Origin of the sequence: Exiguobacterium sp. 8A, from assembly GCF_902506275.1 — a bacterium.
GTDB lineage: Bacteria > Bacillota > Bacilli > Exiguobacteriales > Exiguobacteriaceae > Exiguobacterium > Exiguobacterium profundum.
On the sequence record NZ_LR733630.1, the window covers coordinates 942,558 to 955,431 of the forward strand.

The window sequence follows — 12,874 nt, forward strand, 5'->3', positions numbered from 1 at the left end:
AACGCACCCCATCACGGAGTGCGTCACCTCTTATTGTTCAATCAACCAGTTCGCAAGCACTTCTGCTTCTTCAGCGGATGCAAGACCTGCTGGCATCGCACCTTGACCGTTGACGATGATGTTTGCGATTTCTTCTGGTGAGAGACGATCGCCGACACCAGTAAGTGCTGGACCGACGCCACCTTCAAGGTTTCCGCCGTGGCAACCTGTGCAACCCTTCGCAGCATACAACTCTTCTGGGTTCATTTCAGTGACTGCTGGACCTTCAGCCGCTTGTTGCGCCTGATTCACCCCAAAATACGATAATGATACCATGGCAATAATTGCGACGATTGCGATTGCCGCAAACGGTAACAATGGATTACGCATTGTAGTTCCCCCTCATGTTCATTCCAAATTTCTATCCAACACTATTTTACTCAAAAAATAATAAAGAAGGAAGGAAAATCACTCATTTTCCTTCCTTTCTTCTAAAACTTCACACTTTATTCAAATATGAAATTAATCGAGGAAGTCTTTCAAGCGTTTGGAACGGCTCGGGTGACGCAATTTACGAAGGGCTTTCGCCTCGATTTGACGAATCCGCTCACGTGTGACACCGAATACTTTACCAACTTCTTCGAGTGTGCGTGTGCGGCCATCGTCTAGTCCGAAACGCAGGCGAAGGACGTTCTCTTCACGGTCTGTCAACGTATCCAACACGTCTTCTAATTGCTCTTTCAACAATTCATAGGCTGCCGCATCTTGAGGAGCCATCGCATCTTGGTCTTCGATGAAGTCACCGAGATGTGAATCGTCTTCTTCCCCAATCGGTGTCTCTAAAGAAACAGGTTCTTGGGCAATCTTTAGAATTTCACGGACTTTCTCAGGTGTGAGTTCCATCTCTTTGGCAATCTCTTCCGGAGAAGGTTCGCGACCGAGGTCTTGAAGCAATTGACGTTGGACACGAATCAATTTGTTGATTGTTTCCACCATGTGTACAGGAATACGAATCGTACGGGCTTGGTCAGCAATCGCACGTGTGATGGCTTGGCGAATCCACCACGTCGCATACGTCGAGAATTTGAACCCTTTCATGTAGTCGAATTTTTCGACCGCTTTAATGAGTCCCATGTTCCCTTCTTGAATCAAATCAAGGAAGAGCATCCCACGACCGACATAACGCTTCGCAATCGACACTACGAGACGTAGGTTCGCTTCTGCGAGACGTTTTTTCGCTTCTTCGTCCCCTTGCTCGATTCGTTTAGCGAGCTCCGTCTCATCTTTCGCACTGAGAAGGTCGACACGTCCGATTTCTTTCAAATACATCCGAACCGGGTCGTTGATTTTGATTCCAGGAGGTACTGATAAGTCGTTCAAATCGACTTCTTCATCCTCTTTTTTCGCAGGTGTTTCTTCTGCGTCAGCAGCATCTTCTGTGACACGGATGTCTTTAGCCTCTAAATCTTCGATGAAGTTATCGATGAAATCCGAATCCACCTCGAAGTGACTAAGGCGATCTTGGATTGCTTGCATTGAGACGACGCCTTTTTTCTTACCTAACTTTTCAAGTTCCTCTATGGCGTTAAATAAATCCTCTTTCTTCTTCTCTGCCATCTAGCAGTTCAACTCCTTCCAAACTTCATCCACGATCATCGTTCTCGAAGACGACGACTACGGGCAATCAATTCTTGTAGCTTGGACGCCTGGTCTACAATACTTTCGGCGTCTTGAGCGATTTCCCTTTTTGCACGCTCGATTTGACGTTGCTCCTCATAACTGTTTATCACCCGAATGTATTCGTCTAAAACCTCTTCAGACAGTTCATCCGGTCCAGCCATCAGACGGATCTCTGCAAAACGCATCGCATAATCAGGGCGTTGATCGCAATAACGCTCCATGAACGAAAGCGTGATTTGATCAAACTCATCCTGTGTCATCGTATCGGATACGATTTCATACAATGCTGACCCTAACATACGATGGGTTTCATCTTGATAACGAAGCCCTAAACGGTCGCGTACGAAACGGACCTGCTCCGGTCCCGTCAACATCGCACGCAACAAGTACTTCTCGGCTTTCATCCAACGAGGCTCACCTGTTTTACTCGAACGCTTCCGTACCGGCTCTACAGGTTCCATCGCACGGGTGGGAGTTGATTCACTTGACGTCGGACGAGGAATTCTCGAACGGAGCGTCTCTAGCGGAATCTCAAACTCATCCGACAGTTTCTTCACATATAAATCTCTTCGAATCGAATCATTTGTCTTCCCGATCTCTTCAAGCATAGATTCAATAAAGCGAATCCGTTCTCCTTCTCGGTTCAAGTTTTTTCCTCGCCGGTACATGCGATTCATAAAATCGAGAACACTCAACTGCTCAGTTTCAATAAACTGTTGCCAGTGAGTTGCCCCATGCTGACGGATATAATCATCTGGGTCCGTCTTTTCCGGTAGTGGCAAAACTTGTACATCGAGTGGAGACGCTTCTAAGAGGCGAATGACTTTTTGTGTCGCTTCTTGTCCCGCGTGGTCTCCGTCATAACAGATAATGACTTCATCCACGATTCGAGATAGTGCCCTCGCATGTTGAGGAGAGAACGCGGTTCCGAGCGATGCCACAACTTCTTGTGTGCCCGCTTGCGCGACTTGTAAAACGTCAACGTTCCCTTCAACGAGGAAGACACGCTTTTTCTTACGCATCGTCGCCCGGGCTTGAGAGAAGCCGAACAATAACTCGCTCTTATTGAAGAGTGGCGTCTCAGCCGTATTCACATATTTTGGTTGTCGGTCATCAATCGCTCGTCCACTGAAGCCAACGATGGTGCCGTCTCGATCCGCAATCGGAAAGACGACCCGTCCTTCAAATCGGTCAAAATATTCACCGGACTTCGACTTTGAAATCAAACCTGCCTCAACCATTACTTCTAAATCAAACCCGCGCCGCTCCAACAGCTCGACAGTAAAGCGTCGTTGGTCTGGGGCAAAACCGATCTTGTATTGCGCAATCGTCTCTTCAGCCAGATCACGATCCCGTAAATACGTTAAGCCCACTTCTCCAGCTTCTGTTTTCATCAACACTTCATGATACAAGTCAGCGACAAGGCGATGCGCATCACGCATCTGTTTGCGCCATACCTGTTCTCGCGTCAGTTCCTCGTCCCCTTGGATCCCGTCTACCGAAATATTCGCCCGTGTTGCCAAGCGTTCGACCGTCTCAGGAAACGACAATCCCTCGGTTTCCATCACGAACGTAAATACATTTCCGCCGGCACCACAACCGAAACAGTGATACATCCCTTTTTCAGGTGAAACGGAGAAAGAAGGTGAGTTTTCGGAATGAAACGGACATAATCCGACAAGGCGGTGTCCTTGTTTCTTTAATTCGACACGTTCGCCAATCAATTCTACGATATCGGTCGCTTGTTTCACTTCTGCGATGACTTCATCTGGTATTCGTGGCATGTTGACCACTCCCTGTTTCCAATCTCGCAACGAAACGGAACGCTCATCACGTTCCGTTTCACTGTACTGTCAATACTCTATTATACCCTCTTGAAGCAATGATTACTAATTGAAACACTTACTCATTCAATCATCTTTAGACTGTTCAAGATGACGCAAGATGATCCCTGCCGTTTCTTCAACTGCTTTGTTCGTCACATCGATGACATCGCAACCGATTCGTTTATAAATACCACGCGCATACTCGAGTTCACGATTGATTCGCTCTAGCTGCGCATAATCTGCTTCCGGCTTCAAACCTAGCGATTTGAGACGTTCCATCCGGATTGAAATCAGCTTTTCCGGGGAGATGATCAACCCGACACATCGTTCAGCAGGCAAATCAAACAATTCCTCAGGCGGTCTCGATTCTGGAACGAGTGGCACGTTCGCGACTTTGTATCGTTTCAGTGCCAAATATTGAGATAGCGGCGTCTTTGACGTTCGAGAAACACCGACCAACACGATATCAGCTTTTTTCAGGCCACGTGGGTCCCGACCATCGTCATACTTGACGGCAAACTCCATCGCCTCGATTTTTCGGAAGTAATCATCATCCAATCGATAGATGAGTCCCGGCTTTTCACGTGGCGCTTCTTTCAATTGGCTAGATAATACATCGAGCAAATCTCCGAGCAAATCAACCGTTTTCACTTGATGAGCTTCACCAAGCCGCATGAGAAGGGCGCGATGTTCCTCATTAACGAGCGTGAACGCAATGATGGCCTGTTGTGCTTTCGCTTGCGTGACGACATCCATAATCGTCTGCTCATCTTCGACGAACGGGATGCGAAGGGTTTCGATCGCATTCTCGTGGAATTGGATACTCGCTGCGCGGACGACGAGTTCGCACGTCTCTCCGACCGAGTCACTTACAACGAACACGAGTTGTTTCGTAGTCAATTCGATTTCCTCCTCAGATCGACTCATCGTTCGCTAACGCAATGAGCACCTTCGTCATATTGGTCTTCGTCATACGGCCGAGTACAATCAATTTCCCATCTTTTTCTTCTACGACGGGCATGGCATCGATTTGTTTCTCAATCAATTTCATCCCAGCTCGAATCAACGTTTCTGTTTTCTCACATACTGTAATGTTCGGCATGCGGGTCATGATGACGTTGACGGGTAACTGGTCTAAGTCTTGATTTCCGATGGCCGCACGAAGGAGGTCTTTACGAGATAAAACTCCGACTAACTCCCGGTCACGTCCGACAACGAACAATGAGCCGACATCTTCTAAGAACAACGTGACAATCGCATCATATACCGTCATCTCATCCCTTACGACTTTCGCAGAAGACATGAAGTCCCCTACGGTCAGCGAATCTAACTTTTCTCGTAGCATCGACGAATTCCGTTTGCCAACGAACGTGTAGCCGACACGAGGTCTAGCTTCAAGTATGCCTGTCATCGTCAAAATAGCGAGGTCAGGCCGCAGGGTCGCGCGTGTCAATGAGAGCTCTTGTGCGATTTGTTCCCCTGTGATCGGCCCGTTCTCCTTCACGATCTCGACGATTTTTTGTTGGCGTTCATTCAGTTGCATAGCCAACCCCCTCTAGTTTGTTTAGAGTACGAGCGCGTTGAAATCTGCGACACGCTTAATCGTCGTTGCAAGTCGGTTCATTTCATGGAGACGGTTTTGGCGGACCGCCTCGTCATCACTCATAACCATTGTATGTTCGAAGTACATCATAATCGGTGATTCGAGTTGTTGTAGAAGGTCGAGCGCTTTCTTGTAATCTCCCATCTCGACAGCTTCGGCTGTTGCAGGAGCGGTCTGTTCAATCGCATCATGCAATGCAATCTCATGATCGTTCTCAAACAAGGAAGGATCGACATCTCCCGCTTCACCTTTTTTCGAAATGTTAACGACACGCGACAATTGCTCAATCAACGCCTTCGCATCCGTCGATACAAATTCTTGAATCGCGTCTGCGCGAGCATCGAGTCGCACAACCGTCAATGAGGTCGTCAATACGGCGTCAATCACATCATAACGAACCTGCTGTTCTTGCAGGCGATATTTCAAGCGCAATTTGAAGAACTCATCTAGTTGTGCCTTAACTTGTTCTTTATCGGCTTCATAGAGTCCTGCTTCCAGTTGTAATTCGACAACTTTTGAAAGCAACGTGTCGATTGAGAGATCAATCTTCCAATCTCCAAGAATCTGAACGACACCTTGGGCCTGGCGACGAAGCGCGAACGGGTCTTGTGAACCGCTCGGAATCATCCCGATGCCAAAGAATGCTGCAATCGAGTCTAATTTGTCGGCAAGGGCAAGAACGGCACCCGTTGCCGTCTCTGGAGAAGCGTCCCCAGCAAAGCGTGGCATGTAATGCTCACGGATTGCCGCTGCCACTTCCTTGTCTTCACCTTGTTGGAGTGCATATTTCTCACCCATGATTCCTTGAAGTTCTGTGAACTCGTATACCATCTGGCTCACGAGATCAAATTTATGAATGGCACCGGCACGGCTTACTTTTTCAAGGTCTGCCTCGAACAACGGTGCAAGTTCCTGAGCGATTTTCGTCACACGACGCGCTTTCGCACCAGTCGTTCCCAATTTTTCATGGAAGACGACGCGATCGAGACGTCCGAGCTGATCATCGATTTTCGTCTTTTTGTCTTCCTCATAGAAGAACACGGCATCCGCAAGACGGGCCCGGATGACTTTCTCGTTACCGCGCGCCACATTTTCAAGATGCTCGGCATTCCCGTTTCGTACCGTCACAAAATAGTTTTTCAATGTTCCGTCGAGATAGACCGGGAAATAACGTTGATGCTCTTTCATCGTTGTGATCAACACTTCCTCAGGCAAGTCAAGGTACGCTTCATCAAATTCCCCAAAGAGAGCGGTCGGCCATTCGACTAAGTTTGTCACTTCCTCAAGCAAGTCGGCGTCGAGTGGAATCGTCCATCCTTGTTTCGTTGCAAGCTCTTGAATTTGACGTTCGATTTCAGCTTTACGCATCTCGTAGTTCGCCATGACAAAAGCAGACTCTAATGTCTGGACATATTCGGTAGGTGATGAGATGACCACGTCCCCTTTACTGAGGAAACGATGCCCACGCGTCACGTTATTCGTTTTCACGCCTTCGATTGTGAAGTCGATGATGTCTTGACCAAAGAGTGCGATCAACCAACGAATCGGACGCATATACCGTAGGCTGCTCGTTCCCCATTTCATGTTTTTCGGGAACGTCAAGCTACGGACCACATCTTCAAGACCGTTCAATAGCGAGAGCGTCTCTTGTCCCTTTTCATGACGTTCCGCGAAGACATACTCGACTCCTTTTTCTTCTGCGAAATAGAGATCTTCTACTGTCAATCCGCGGCCACGTGCAAAACCTTGTGCCGCCTTCGACCAGTTACCTTCCGCATCTTGTGCAATCTTTTTGGCAGGTCCACGAAGAGTTTCTGCCAAATCCTGTTGCGTTTCAGCCACATCACGAACGATGACAGCCAAACGACGTGGTGTCGAGTACACTTCGATTGAGCCAAAATCAACACGCGCCTCTTTTAAGAACGCGTCAACACGTTCCGCCAACTGTTTCTCTGAACGCAAGACATATTGAGCCGGCAGTTCCTCTAATCCAATCTCTAACAGAAGGTCACGCATTCAAGTCACCTGCTTTCTCTTGTTTCAAAAGTGGGAATCCAAGGCGTTCCCGTTCTTCAATAAATTTAGCGGCACACGCACGTGACATGTTCCGGACACGCTGGATGAAGCCGGTACGTTCCGTCACAGAAATGGCGCCTTTTGCGTCCAACAAGTTGAACGTGTGCGAACATTTTAGAATGTAATCGTATGCAGGGAAGACAAGGTTTTCTTCAAGCGCACGCTTCGCTTCTTTCTCATACGTATCAAATAACGTAAATAACATGTCGACGTCAGACAATTCGAACGTATATTTCGAATGTTCAAATTCTGGTTGATAGAAAATGTCACCGTATTTGAATCCGTCTGTCCAGACAAGATCGAATACACTTTCTACTTCTTGAATGTATGACGCGAGGCGTTCAAGTCCGTATGTGATTTCCACGGCAATCGGGTCACACTCGATTCCACCGACTTGTTGGAAGTATGTGAACTGCGTGATTTCCATTCCGTTCAACCAAACTTCCCAACCGAGACCTGCTGCTCCGAACGTCGGGTTTTCCCAGTTATCTTCGACGAAACGGATGTCATGCTCAAGCGGATTGATGCCAATCAATTCAAGACTCTCCAAGTACAACTCTTGAATGTTGTTTGGTGACGGCTTCATGATCACCTGAAACTGATGGTGCTGGTAAAGACGGTTCGGGTTTTCTCCGTAACGACCGTCAGCTGGACGGCGTGACGGTTCGGTATAACAGACGTTCCACGGTTCTGGCCCAAGGCTTCTGAGGAATGTCATCGGGTTCATCGTCCCGGCCCCTTTTTCCACATCGTACGCCTGCATCGTCAAACAACCTTTTGACGCCCAAAAGTTTTGTAGCGTGAGAATGATTTCTTGCACTGTCATGTGCTTCATTAATGACACCTCCAATAGTATTGAAACGACAAAAAACGCCCCTATGTGCCTAGCACATAGGGACGGGATTGATTCCCGCGGTTCCACCCTACTTGCCCCAATAATGGGACCACTCTTAAAAGATGTGGGCGCTCTGGAATCGCCATTCGCTCTTCTCATGATACCCGGCTCACACCGCCCCGGACTCGCTTCATTCATGACAGGAAGAGTTACTTTTTTCCTTCATCGCGCACGCTATTTCATTTGTCTAATCGTACATCATCGTATCGAATTCACTATAAAAAGTCAATCCTCATTCAGATGAAGTCGAATCATTTGATCGAGCACCCGCTTCGTCTTCAATCGTAGTCCACTATACGATTCCATATAAGCATCAAAGAGCTGGCGCAAAAGGACTCTGGACTCATCCGATAGCGGAACGTTCCGAAACTCTGACAATTCGTGCTTACTCATCAAATAAAGTAGTTTCGCCAATCGTTCGGACAGCCGAATCACACCTTCTTCTGGATGTCGCGCACATAAAAAGCCACCGGACGCGACAGAGAAGTACATGGGATCCGTCACATCTCCACAGCGCACGCATCCCGTCAAGACTGGGGCGACGCCTAATAGATGCAAAATACGTAATTCAACATAGTGCGTGATGACATCTGCGTCCATGCCCGCATTCAGTGCCTGCAAGGCATCCCGTAATATTCGAAACAATGGACGATTTTGGACACGATCCTCGACAGACCGATCAACAAGTTCTAACCAATACATCGCATATGCCATCCGTTCGACATCTTTTCGGATTTCAGGATAAGACGTCATGACGTCAGATGATTTTAACTGAGCGAGTCCTCGGCTAGACGGAAAGATATAGACACCTTCCACAAACGGCTGACTCGAGGCGTGAAACCGGCTACCCGGTTTCTTTGCACCCCGTGCCATGATCGCGACTTTGCCAAGTTCCTCTGTAAACAATGTCACGACTTTATTCGATTCCCCATAATTAACGGTACGAACGACGATTCCCGTGACTTTTTGTAACATGGCTCAATACTCGTCGTCGCGGAAACCGAGGTCACGAAGCTGACCCATCTTGTTACGCCAGTCTTTCTGCACTTTTACCCATAGGTTCAAATAAACTTTAGTCCCGAGAAGCGCTTCGATATCATGGCGCGCGTCTGTTCCGATTTCACGAAGCATAGCCCCTTTTTTTCCGATGATGATTCCTTTTTGCGAATCACGCTCCACCATGATCACGGCTTCGACATCAATCATCTCAGAGTTCTCACGTTTCTTGATCGATTCGATGGCTACAGCAATCGAATGAGGGACTTCATCACGTGTCTTATGCAACACTTTCTCACGAATCATCTCTGAGATAATGAAACGCTCCGGGTGGTCCGTCACTTGATCGGCCGGATAATACATCGGTCCTTCAGGCAACAATTTCTTGATCTCACCTAAGAGCGGTTCGACGTTGTTGCCTTGTAGCGCCGAAATCGGGACGTACGCCGCGAAATCCAATTCGTTCGTATATTGTTCAATCACTTTCGGAAGTTCATCCGGATGGATTAAATCGATCTTGTTCATGACGAGAATAATCGGTGTGTCGAGCCCTTTGAGTTTCTCAATAATAAAGTCGTCGCCAGCTCCACGCGGTTCCGTCACGTTCACCATGAAGAGAATCGCATCAACTTCGCGTAATGCGTTCGTCGCCACTTTCATCATGAAGTCGCCAAGACGGTGTTTCGGTTTATGAATCCCTGGTGTATCGATGAAGATGATTTGGGAATCATCGGTTGTGTACACACCTTGCACCTTATTTCGTGTCGTTTGTGGTTTATCCGACATGATGGCAATCTTTTGTCCGATCACACGGTTTAAGAATGTCGATTTCCCGACGTTCGGTCGTCCGATAATCGAGACGAATCCGGATTTAAAATCTTCTTGATACATAATGCACCTGCTTTCTCTATTTCAGAACTATTAGTATAGCATGTTCCATAGACGTGGACCGAATATTATGAGCGCCGTTACGGCAGCACCAAGTGAAGCGACTAAAACAGCTCCTGCGGCAACATCTTTCGCTTGCTTCGCGAGTGGATGGACGTCTTCTGTCACGAGATTAACCGTTCGTTCGATTGCCGTATTCATCATTTCCATGCTAATAACGGCAATCACCCACCCGAACAAGATGACGATCTCGAGTCTTGTCGGCTGTAACCAGATTGAAAAGACGAATACGAGAAAAGCCGACAGGAGATGGAGTCGCATGTTCCGTTCCGAACGAACGGCATGGAGGATTCCCTCACATGCCACACGGAACGGTCTCACACGTTGCCTCGCTTCAACTCAAAATGAGTGAGCACTTCTTCTTGCCTTGCCGTCATCTCCGCTTCTTCCTCAGGTGTCATATGATCATACCCAAGTAGATGGAGGAATCCATGAATTGCTAAAAAGCCGAGCTCCCGCTCAAACGAATGACCATAGTCAGCTGCCTGTTCTCGGCATCGTTCTACCGAGATGACGAGGTCACCGAGAAGATGTGGCTCATCTTCATCGAGCATGAAATCCATCTCGTCATCCCCCATCTCATCAAATGCGAAACTGATGACATCGGTCGGGGCATCTTTGCCTCGCCATTCTCGGTTCACTTCATGGATTTCCGCATTTGTTAAATACGTGACCGACAATTCGCTCGGCTCTTCCACCTCTTCTAGTTGGGCGGCATGTTGTAAAATCGACTCGACGAGCTCGATTTGAGATGTAGTTAACAATTCATGTTCATCGTTCGAGATGATTTGCATGTAATTCTCCCTCTTTCTTTAATTCTGGGTATTCGATTCGTTCGTGGAACAAGCCGGTCAGCGTCTCACACGCACTCTCTCCGACGCGCCAAATTTCTTTCGTCGTCAATTCACATTCTTCGAACTGCCCATCCGCCAACTTGTCGCGAATGATTGTTCGAACGAGCATTCGGATTTTTTCTGGCGTCGGTTGTTTCTGCGAGCGGACAGCCGCTTCGATTGAATCGACGATCATGACAACGGCAGCCTCGCGCGATTGTGGCTTTGGACCTGGATAGCGGAAACGAGACTCTAACACCTCTTTATCAGGATCTTCCTTCGCTTTAACGTAGAAATATTTCAATAAAGACGTTCCGTGATGCTGCTCTGCTATATCGATGATTTCTTTCGGTAACTTATAACGTCGCAACAGATCCGCTCCGTCATAAGGATGAGCCATAATAATGTCTGCCGATTCTTCAGGCGTCAAGCGATCATGAGGATTCCCGCCACCTTGTTGATTTTCAATGAAATGAAGGGGACGCTCCGTCTTCCCAAGATCGTGATAATAGCTTGCGACACGTGCGAGAAGACCATCTGCGCCAATCGCCTCACATGCGGACTCTGCCAAGTTCGCCACCATCATACTATGATGATACGTACCAGGTGCCTCCATTAAAAGTTTCCGCAGCAGCGGATGCGTCGGACTCATCAATTCCACAAGTCGACCAGAAGACAAGACGCCAAACCACGGTTCCAAAAATGGCAGGAAGCCAAACGTCAAGACAATGGAGAGCAAGGCGCTAATGACGGCAAATCCAGAAAGATACATCGCCATTTCCCAGGAAACTTGCACGTTCCGAAGTAAGAGTAACGCGATGACCATGATGATGTTGACGAAACCGAGCAACACCCCTGATAAGAATAGTCGCTTCCGCTGAATTTTCGGTTCAACTAAAAAGACAGCTAGAAAACTACCCGTCGCCACATACACGAGCGTCATGAAATTCGTGCTCTGTCCGAATGTGACAACGACACTCCCGGCAATCATCGTAATGAAGGCCGAGGCGAGCGCAACTCGTTCATCGATCAAGATGCGTAGAAGCAATACGACGAACGCTGTCGGCGCTAAAATATAGGCATATGTCGTAAAATCGACACCGATGTATCCGACACCAAAAAAGATGCCGAGTTGTAAAAGTAGCAAGCCATAGACCGTCACTAAGATTTTCGGACTCAGTAACAGGTCTTTGATTTTCGAGCGGATGAGCATGAATAGAAACCCACCGGTCAACAATGCGCTGAGCAAGAATGACCCGAATAATGGTGCAAGGGAACGATTCGGATCGATGGCTCCAGATAGCTCTAATTTCCGATATATCTCTCGAGTCACCACCTCACCTTGACTGACGAGTAACTGTCCTTCTTGAATGATGACAGGATCGACAGCATCGACGGCCTCTTGTTCTTTTTGACGGGTCGCCTCAGAGTCAAATACATAGTTCGGTACGATGAGTTCATCGCTTAACGTTTTCGAAATGGCGCGGAACTCAAACGAGAGCGGCGATTGATCGATAATCGCTGCTGCTCGGTCTCGAGCCGCAGCGACCGCTTCATTACTCGTTTCAATCCGGTCGTCCATCACTTGTTGTAACGCAGTGACTGTGACATCTTCTACCGTTTGTCGGGTATCTTCACTCGCTTCAAGCAACGAATTCAACTCTTCATCAGCTAATACACCGTTCGCCTCTGTAGAATTTAGACGGTTTTTAATATCTGCCAGTTCAGTCTCCTCATCCGTTTGGTCGAATGCTGCGAACAACTGCTCGACTTTAGCGATTTGTTGGTCTGCAAATTCTTTTCTCAAGGAGAATTGACTGCCGACACCATTTGTCACTTCTTGTTTCAATCGTTCGGTCGCAACACGGTCCTCAACCGTGATCGGAGACCGAATATCCTGTTCGGCAATCCCAAGCGGTTCCACACTGATGATGGATGGGCGCACGGTAAAGTATAGAATGGCGCCTAATAAGAGAAAGAAAATCAACGAGATGGTCGCGACTGTCCAGTTTTTAGCTTGCTGCATTCGTGCCCCCCC

The 12,874-nt window shown here is 47.8% G+C and carries 12 protein-coding genes; all 12 read right to left on the bottom strand.

The features are described 5' to 3' along the window. Positions 1–30: 30 nt before the first annotated feature. The 12 genes from cccA to GVY42_RS04950 all read right to left on the bottom strand — a co-directional run bounded on the left by cccA (position 31) and on the right by GVY42_RS04950 (position 12,862). Positions 31–369, bottom strand: coding sequence for a cytochrome c550 (gene cccA, locus GVY42_RS04895; protein WP_012726639.1), 339 nt, complete (start codon positions 367–369; stop codon positions 31–33). Between the two features lie 132 nt (positions 370–501). Next, entirely contained in the window at positions 502–1,596 is a 1,095-nt protein-coding gene (rpoD, locus tag GVY42_RS04900; RefSeq protein WP_012726640.1) for an RNA polymerase sigma factor RpoD, read from the bottom strand. Positions 1,597–1,631: 35 nt separating this feature from the next. Further along, positions 1,632–3,443 (bottom strand): DNA primase, encoded by a 1,812-nt coding sequence (gene dnaG, locus GVY42_RS04905; RefSeq protein ID WP_159562496.1) that lies wholly within the window; start codon positions 3,441–3,443, stop codon positions 1,632–1,634. Between the two features lie 126 nt (positions 3,444–3,569). After that, a complete protein-coding gene (locus tag GVY42_RS04910; RefSeq protein WP_159562497.1) occupies positions 3,570–4,412 on the bottom strand; it encodes a pyruvate, water dikinase regulatory protein in 843 nt (280 codons plus the stop codon). Then, on the bottom strand, positions 4,399–5,028 hold the full coding sequence (locus GVY42_RS04915; protein ID WP_012726643.1) for a helix-turn-helix transcriptional regulator: 630 nt from the start codon (positions 5,026–5,028) through the stop codon (positions 4,399–4,401). Before GVY42_RS04915 ends, GVY42_RS04910 begins: the two co-directional genes overlap by 14 nt. A 21-nt stretch (positions 5,029–5,049) precedes the next feature. Continuing rightward, on the bottom strand, positions 5,050–7,104 hold the full coding sequence (gene glyS, locus GVY42_RS04920) for a glycine--tRNA ligase subunit beta (RefSeq protein ID WP_159562498.1): 2,055 nt from the start codon (positions 7,102–7,104) through the stop codon (positions 5,050–5,052). Continuing rightward, positions 7,097–7,990 carry a glycine--tRNA ligase subunit alpha gene (gene glyQ, locus GVY42_RS04925; protein ID WP_196431848.1) on the bottom strand — a complete coding sequence of 298 codons (894 nt, stop codon included), beginning with the start codon at positions 7,988–7,990 and terminating at the stop codon, positions 7,097–7,099. The genes glyS and glyQ overlap by 8 nt, the downstream gene beginning before the upstream one ends. A 294-nt stretch (positions 7,991–8,284) precedes the next feature. Further along, positions 8,285–9,034 carry a DNA repair protein RecO gene (recO, locus tag GVY42_RS04930; protein ID WP_078147154.1) on the bottom strand — a complete coding sequence of 250 codons (750 nt, stop codon included), beginning with the start codon at positions 9,032–9,034 and terminating at the stop codon, positions 8,285–8,287. A 3-nt stretch (positions 9,035–9,037) separates the two neighbouring features. Further along, positions 9,038–9,946, bottom strand: a complete 909-nt coding sequence (gene era / locus GVY42_RS04935) for a GTPase Era (protein ID WP_012726647.1) — start codon at positions 9,944–9,946, stop codon at positions 9,038–9,040. A 30-nt stretch (positions 9,947–9,976) separates the two neighbouring features. Further along, positions 9,977–10,324: a diacylglycerol kinase family protein gene (locus GVY42_RS04940; RefSeq protein WP_074036607.1), complete on the bottom strand. Its 348-nt coding sequence runs from the start codon at positions 10,322–10,324 to the stop codon at positions 9,977–9,979. Further along, positions 10,321–10,797, bottom strand: coding sequence for an rRNA maturation RNase YbeY (gene ybeY / locus GVY42_RS04945; protein ID WP_074036606.1), 477 nt, complete (start codon positions 10,795–10,797; stop codon positions 10,321–10,323). Before ybeY ends, GVY42_RS04940 begins: the two co-directional genes overlap by 4 nt. After that, a complete protein-coding gene (locus GVY42_RS04950; RefSeq protein WP_012726650.1) occupies positions 10,775–12,862 on the bottom strand; it encodes an HD family phosphohydrolase in 2,088 nt (695 codons plus the stop codon). Before GVY42_RS04950 ends, ybeY begins: the two co-directional genes overlap by 23 nt. Positions 12,863–12,874: the final 12 nt, after the last annotated feature.

What these genes read in the sequence shown, in the direction of transcription:
- GVY42_RS04910 (WP_159562497.1), bottom strand. Translation starts at nt 4,412, where the DNA reads ATGAGTCGATCTGAGGAGGAAATCGAATTGACTACGAAACAACTCGTG.
- dnaG (WP_159562496.1), bottom strand. Translation starts at nt 3,443, where the DNA reads ATGCCACGAATACCAGATGAAGTCATCGCAGAAGTGAAACAAGCGACC.
- rpoD (WP_012726640.1), bottom strand. Translation starts at nt 1,596, where the DNA reads ATGGCAGAGAAGAAGAAAGAGGATTTATTTAACGCCATAGAGGAACTT.
- ybeY (WP_074036606.1), bottom strand. Translation starts at nt 10,797, where the DNA reads ATGCAAATCATCTCGAACGATGAACATGAATTGTTAACTACATCTCAA.
- glyS (WP_159562498.1), bottom strand. Translation starts at nt 7,104, where the DNA reads ATGCGTGACCTTCTGTTAGAGATTGGATTAGAGGAACTGCCGGCTCAA.
- recO (WP_078147154.1), bottom strand. Translation starts at nt 9,034, where the DNA reads ATGTTACAAAAAGTCACGGGAATCGTCGTTCGTACCGTTAATTATGGG.
- GVY42_RS04950 (WP_012726650.1), bottom strand. Translation starts at nt 12,862, where the DNA reads ATGCAGCAAGCTAAAAACTGGACAGTCGCGACCATCTCGTTGATTTTC.
- GVY42_RS04915 (WP_012726643.1), bottom strand. Translation starts at nt 5,028, where the DNA reads ATGCAACTGAATGAACGCCAACAAAAAATCGTCGAGATCGTGAAGGAG.
- era (WP_012726647.1), bottom strand. Translation starts at nt 9,946, where the DNA reads ATGTATCAAGAAGATTTTAAATCCGGATTCGTCTCGATTATCGGACGA.
- cccA (WP_012726639.1), bottom strand. Translation starts at nt 369, where the DNA reads ATGCGTAATCCATTGTTACCGTTTGCGGCAATCGCAATCGTCGCAATT.
- glyQ (WP_196431848.1), bottom strand. Translation starts at nt 7,990, where the DNA reads ATGACAGTGCAAGAAATCATTCTCACGCTACAAAACTTTTGGGCGTCA.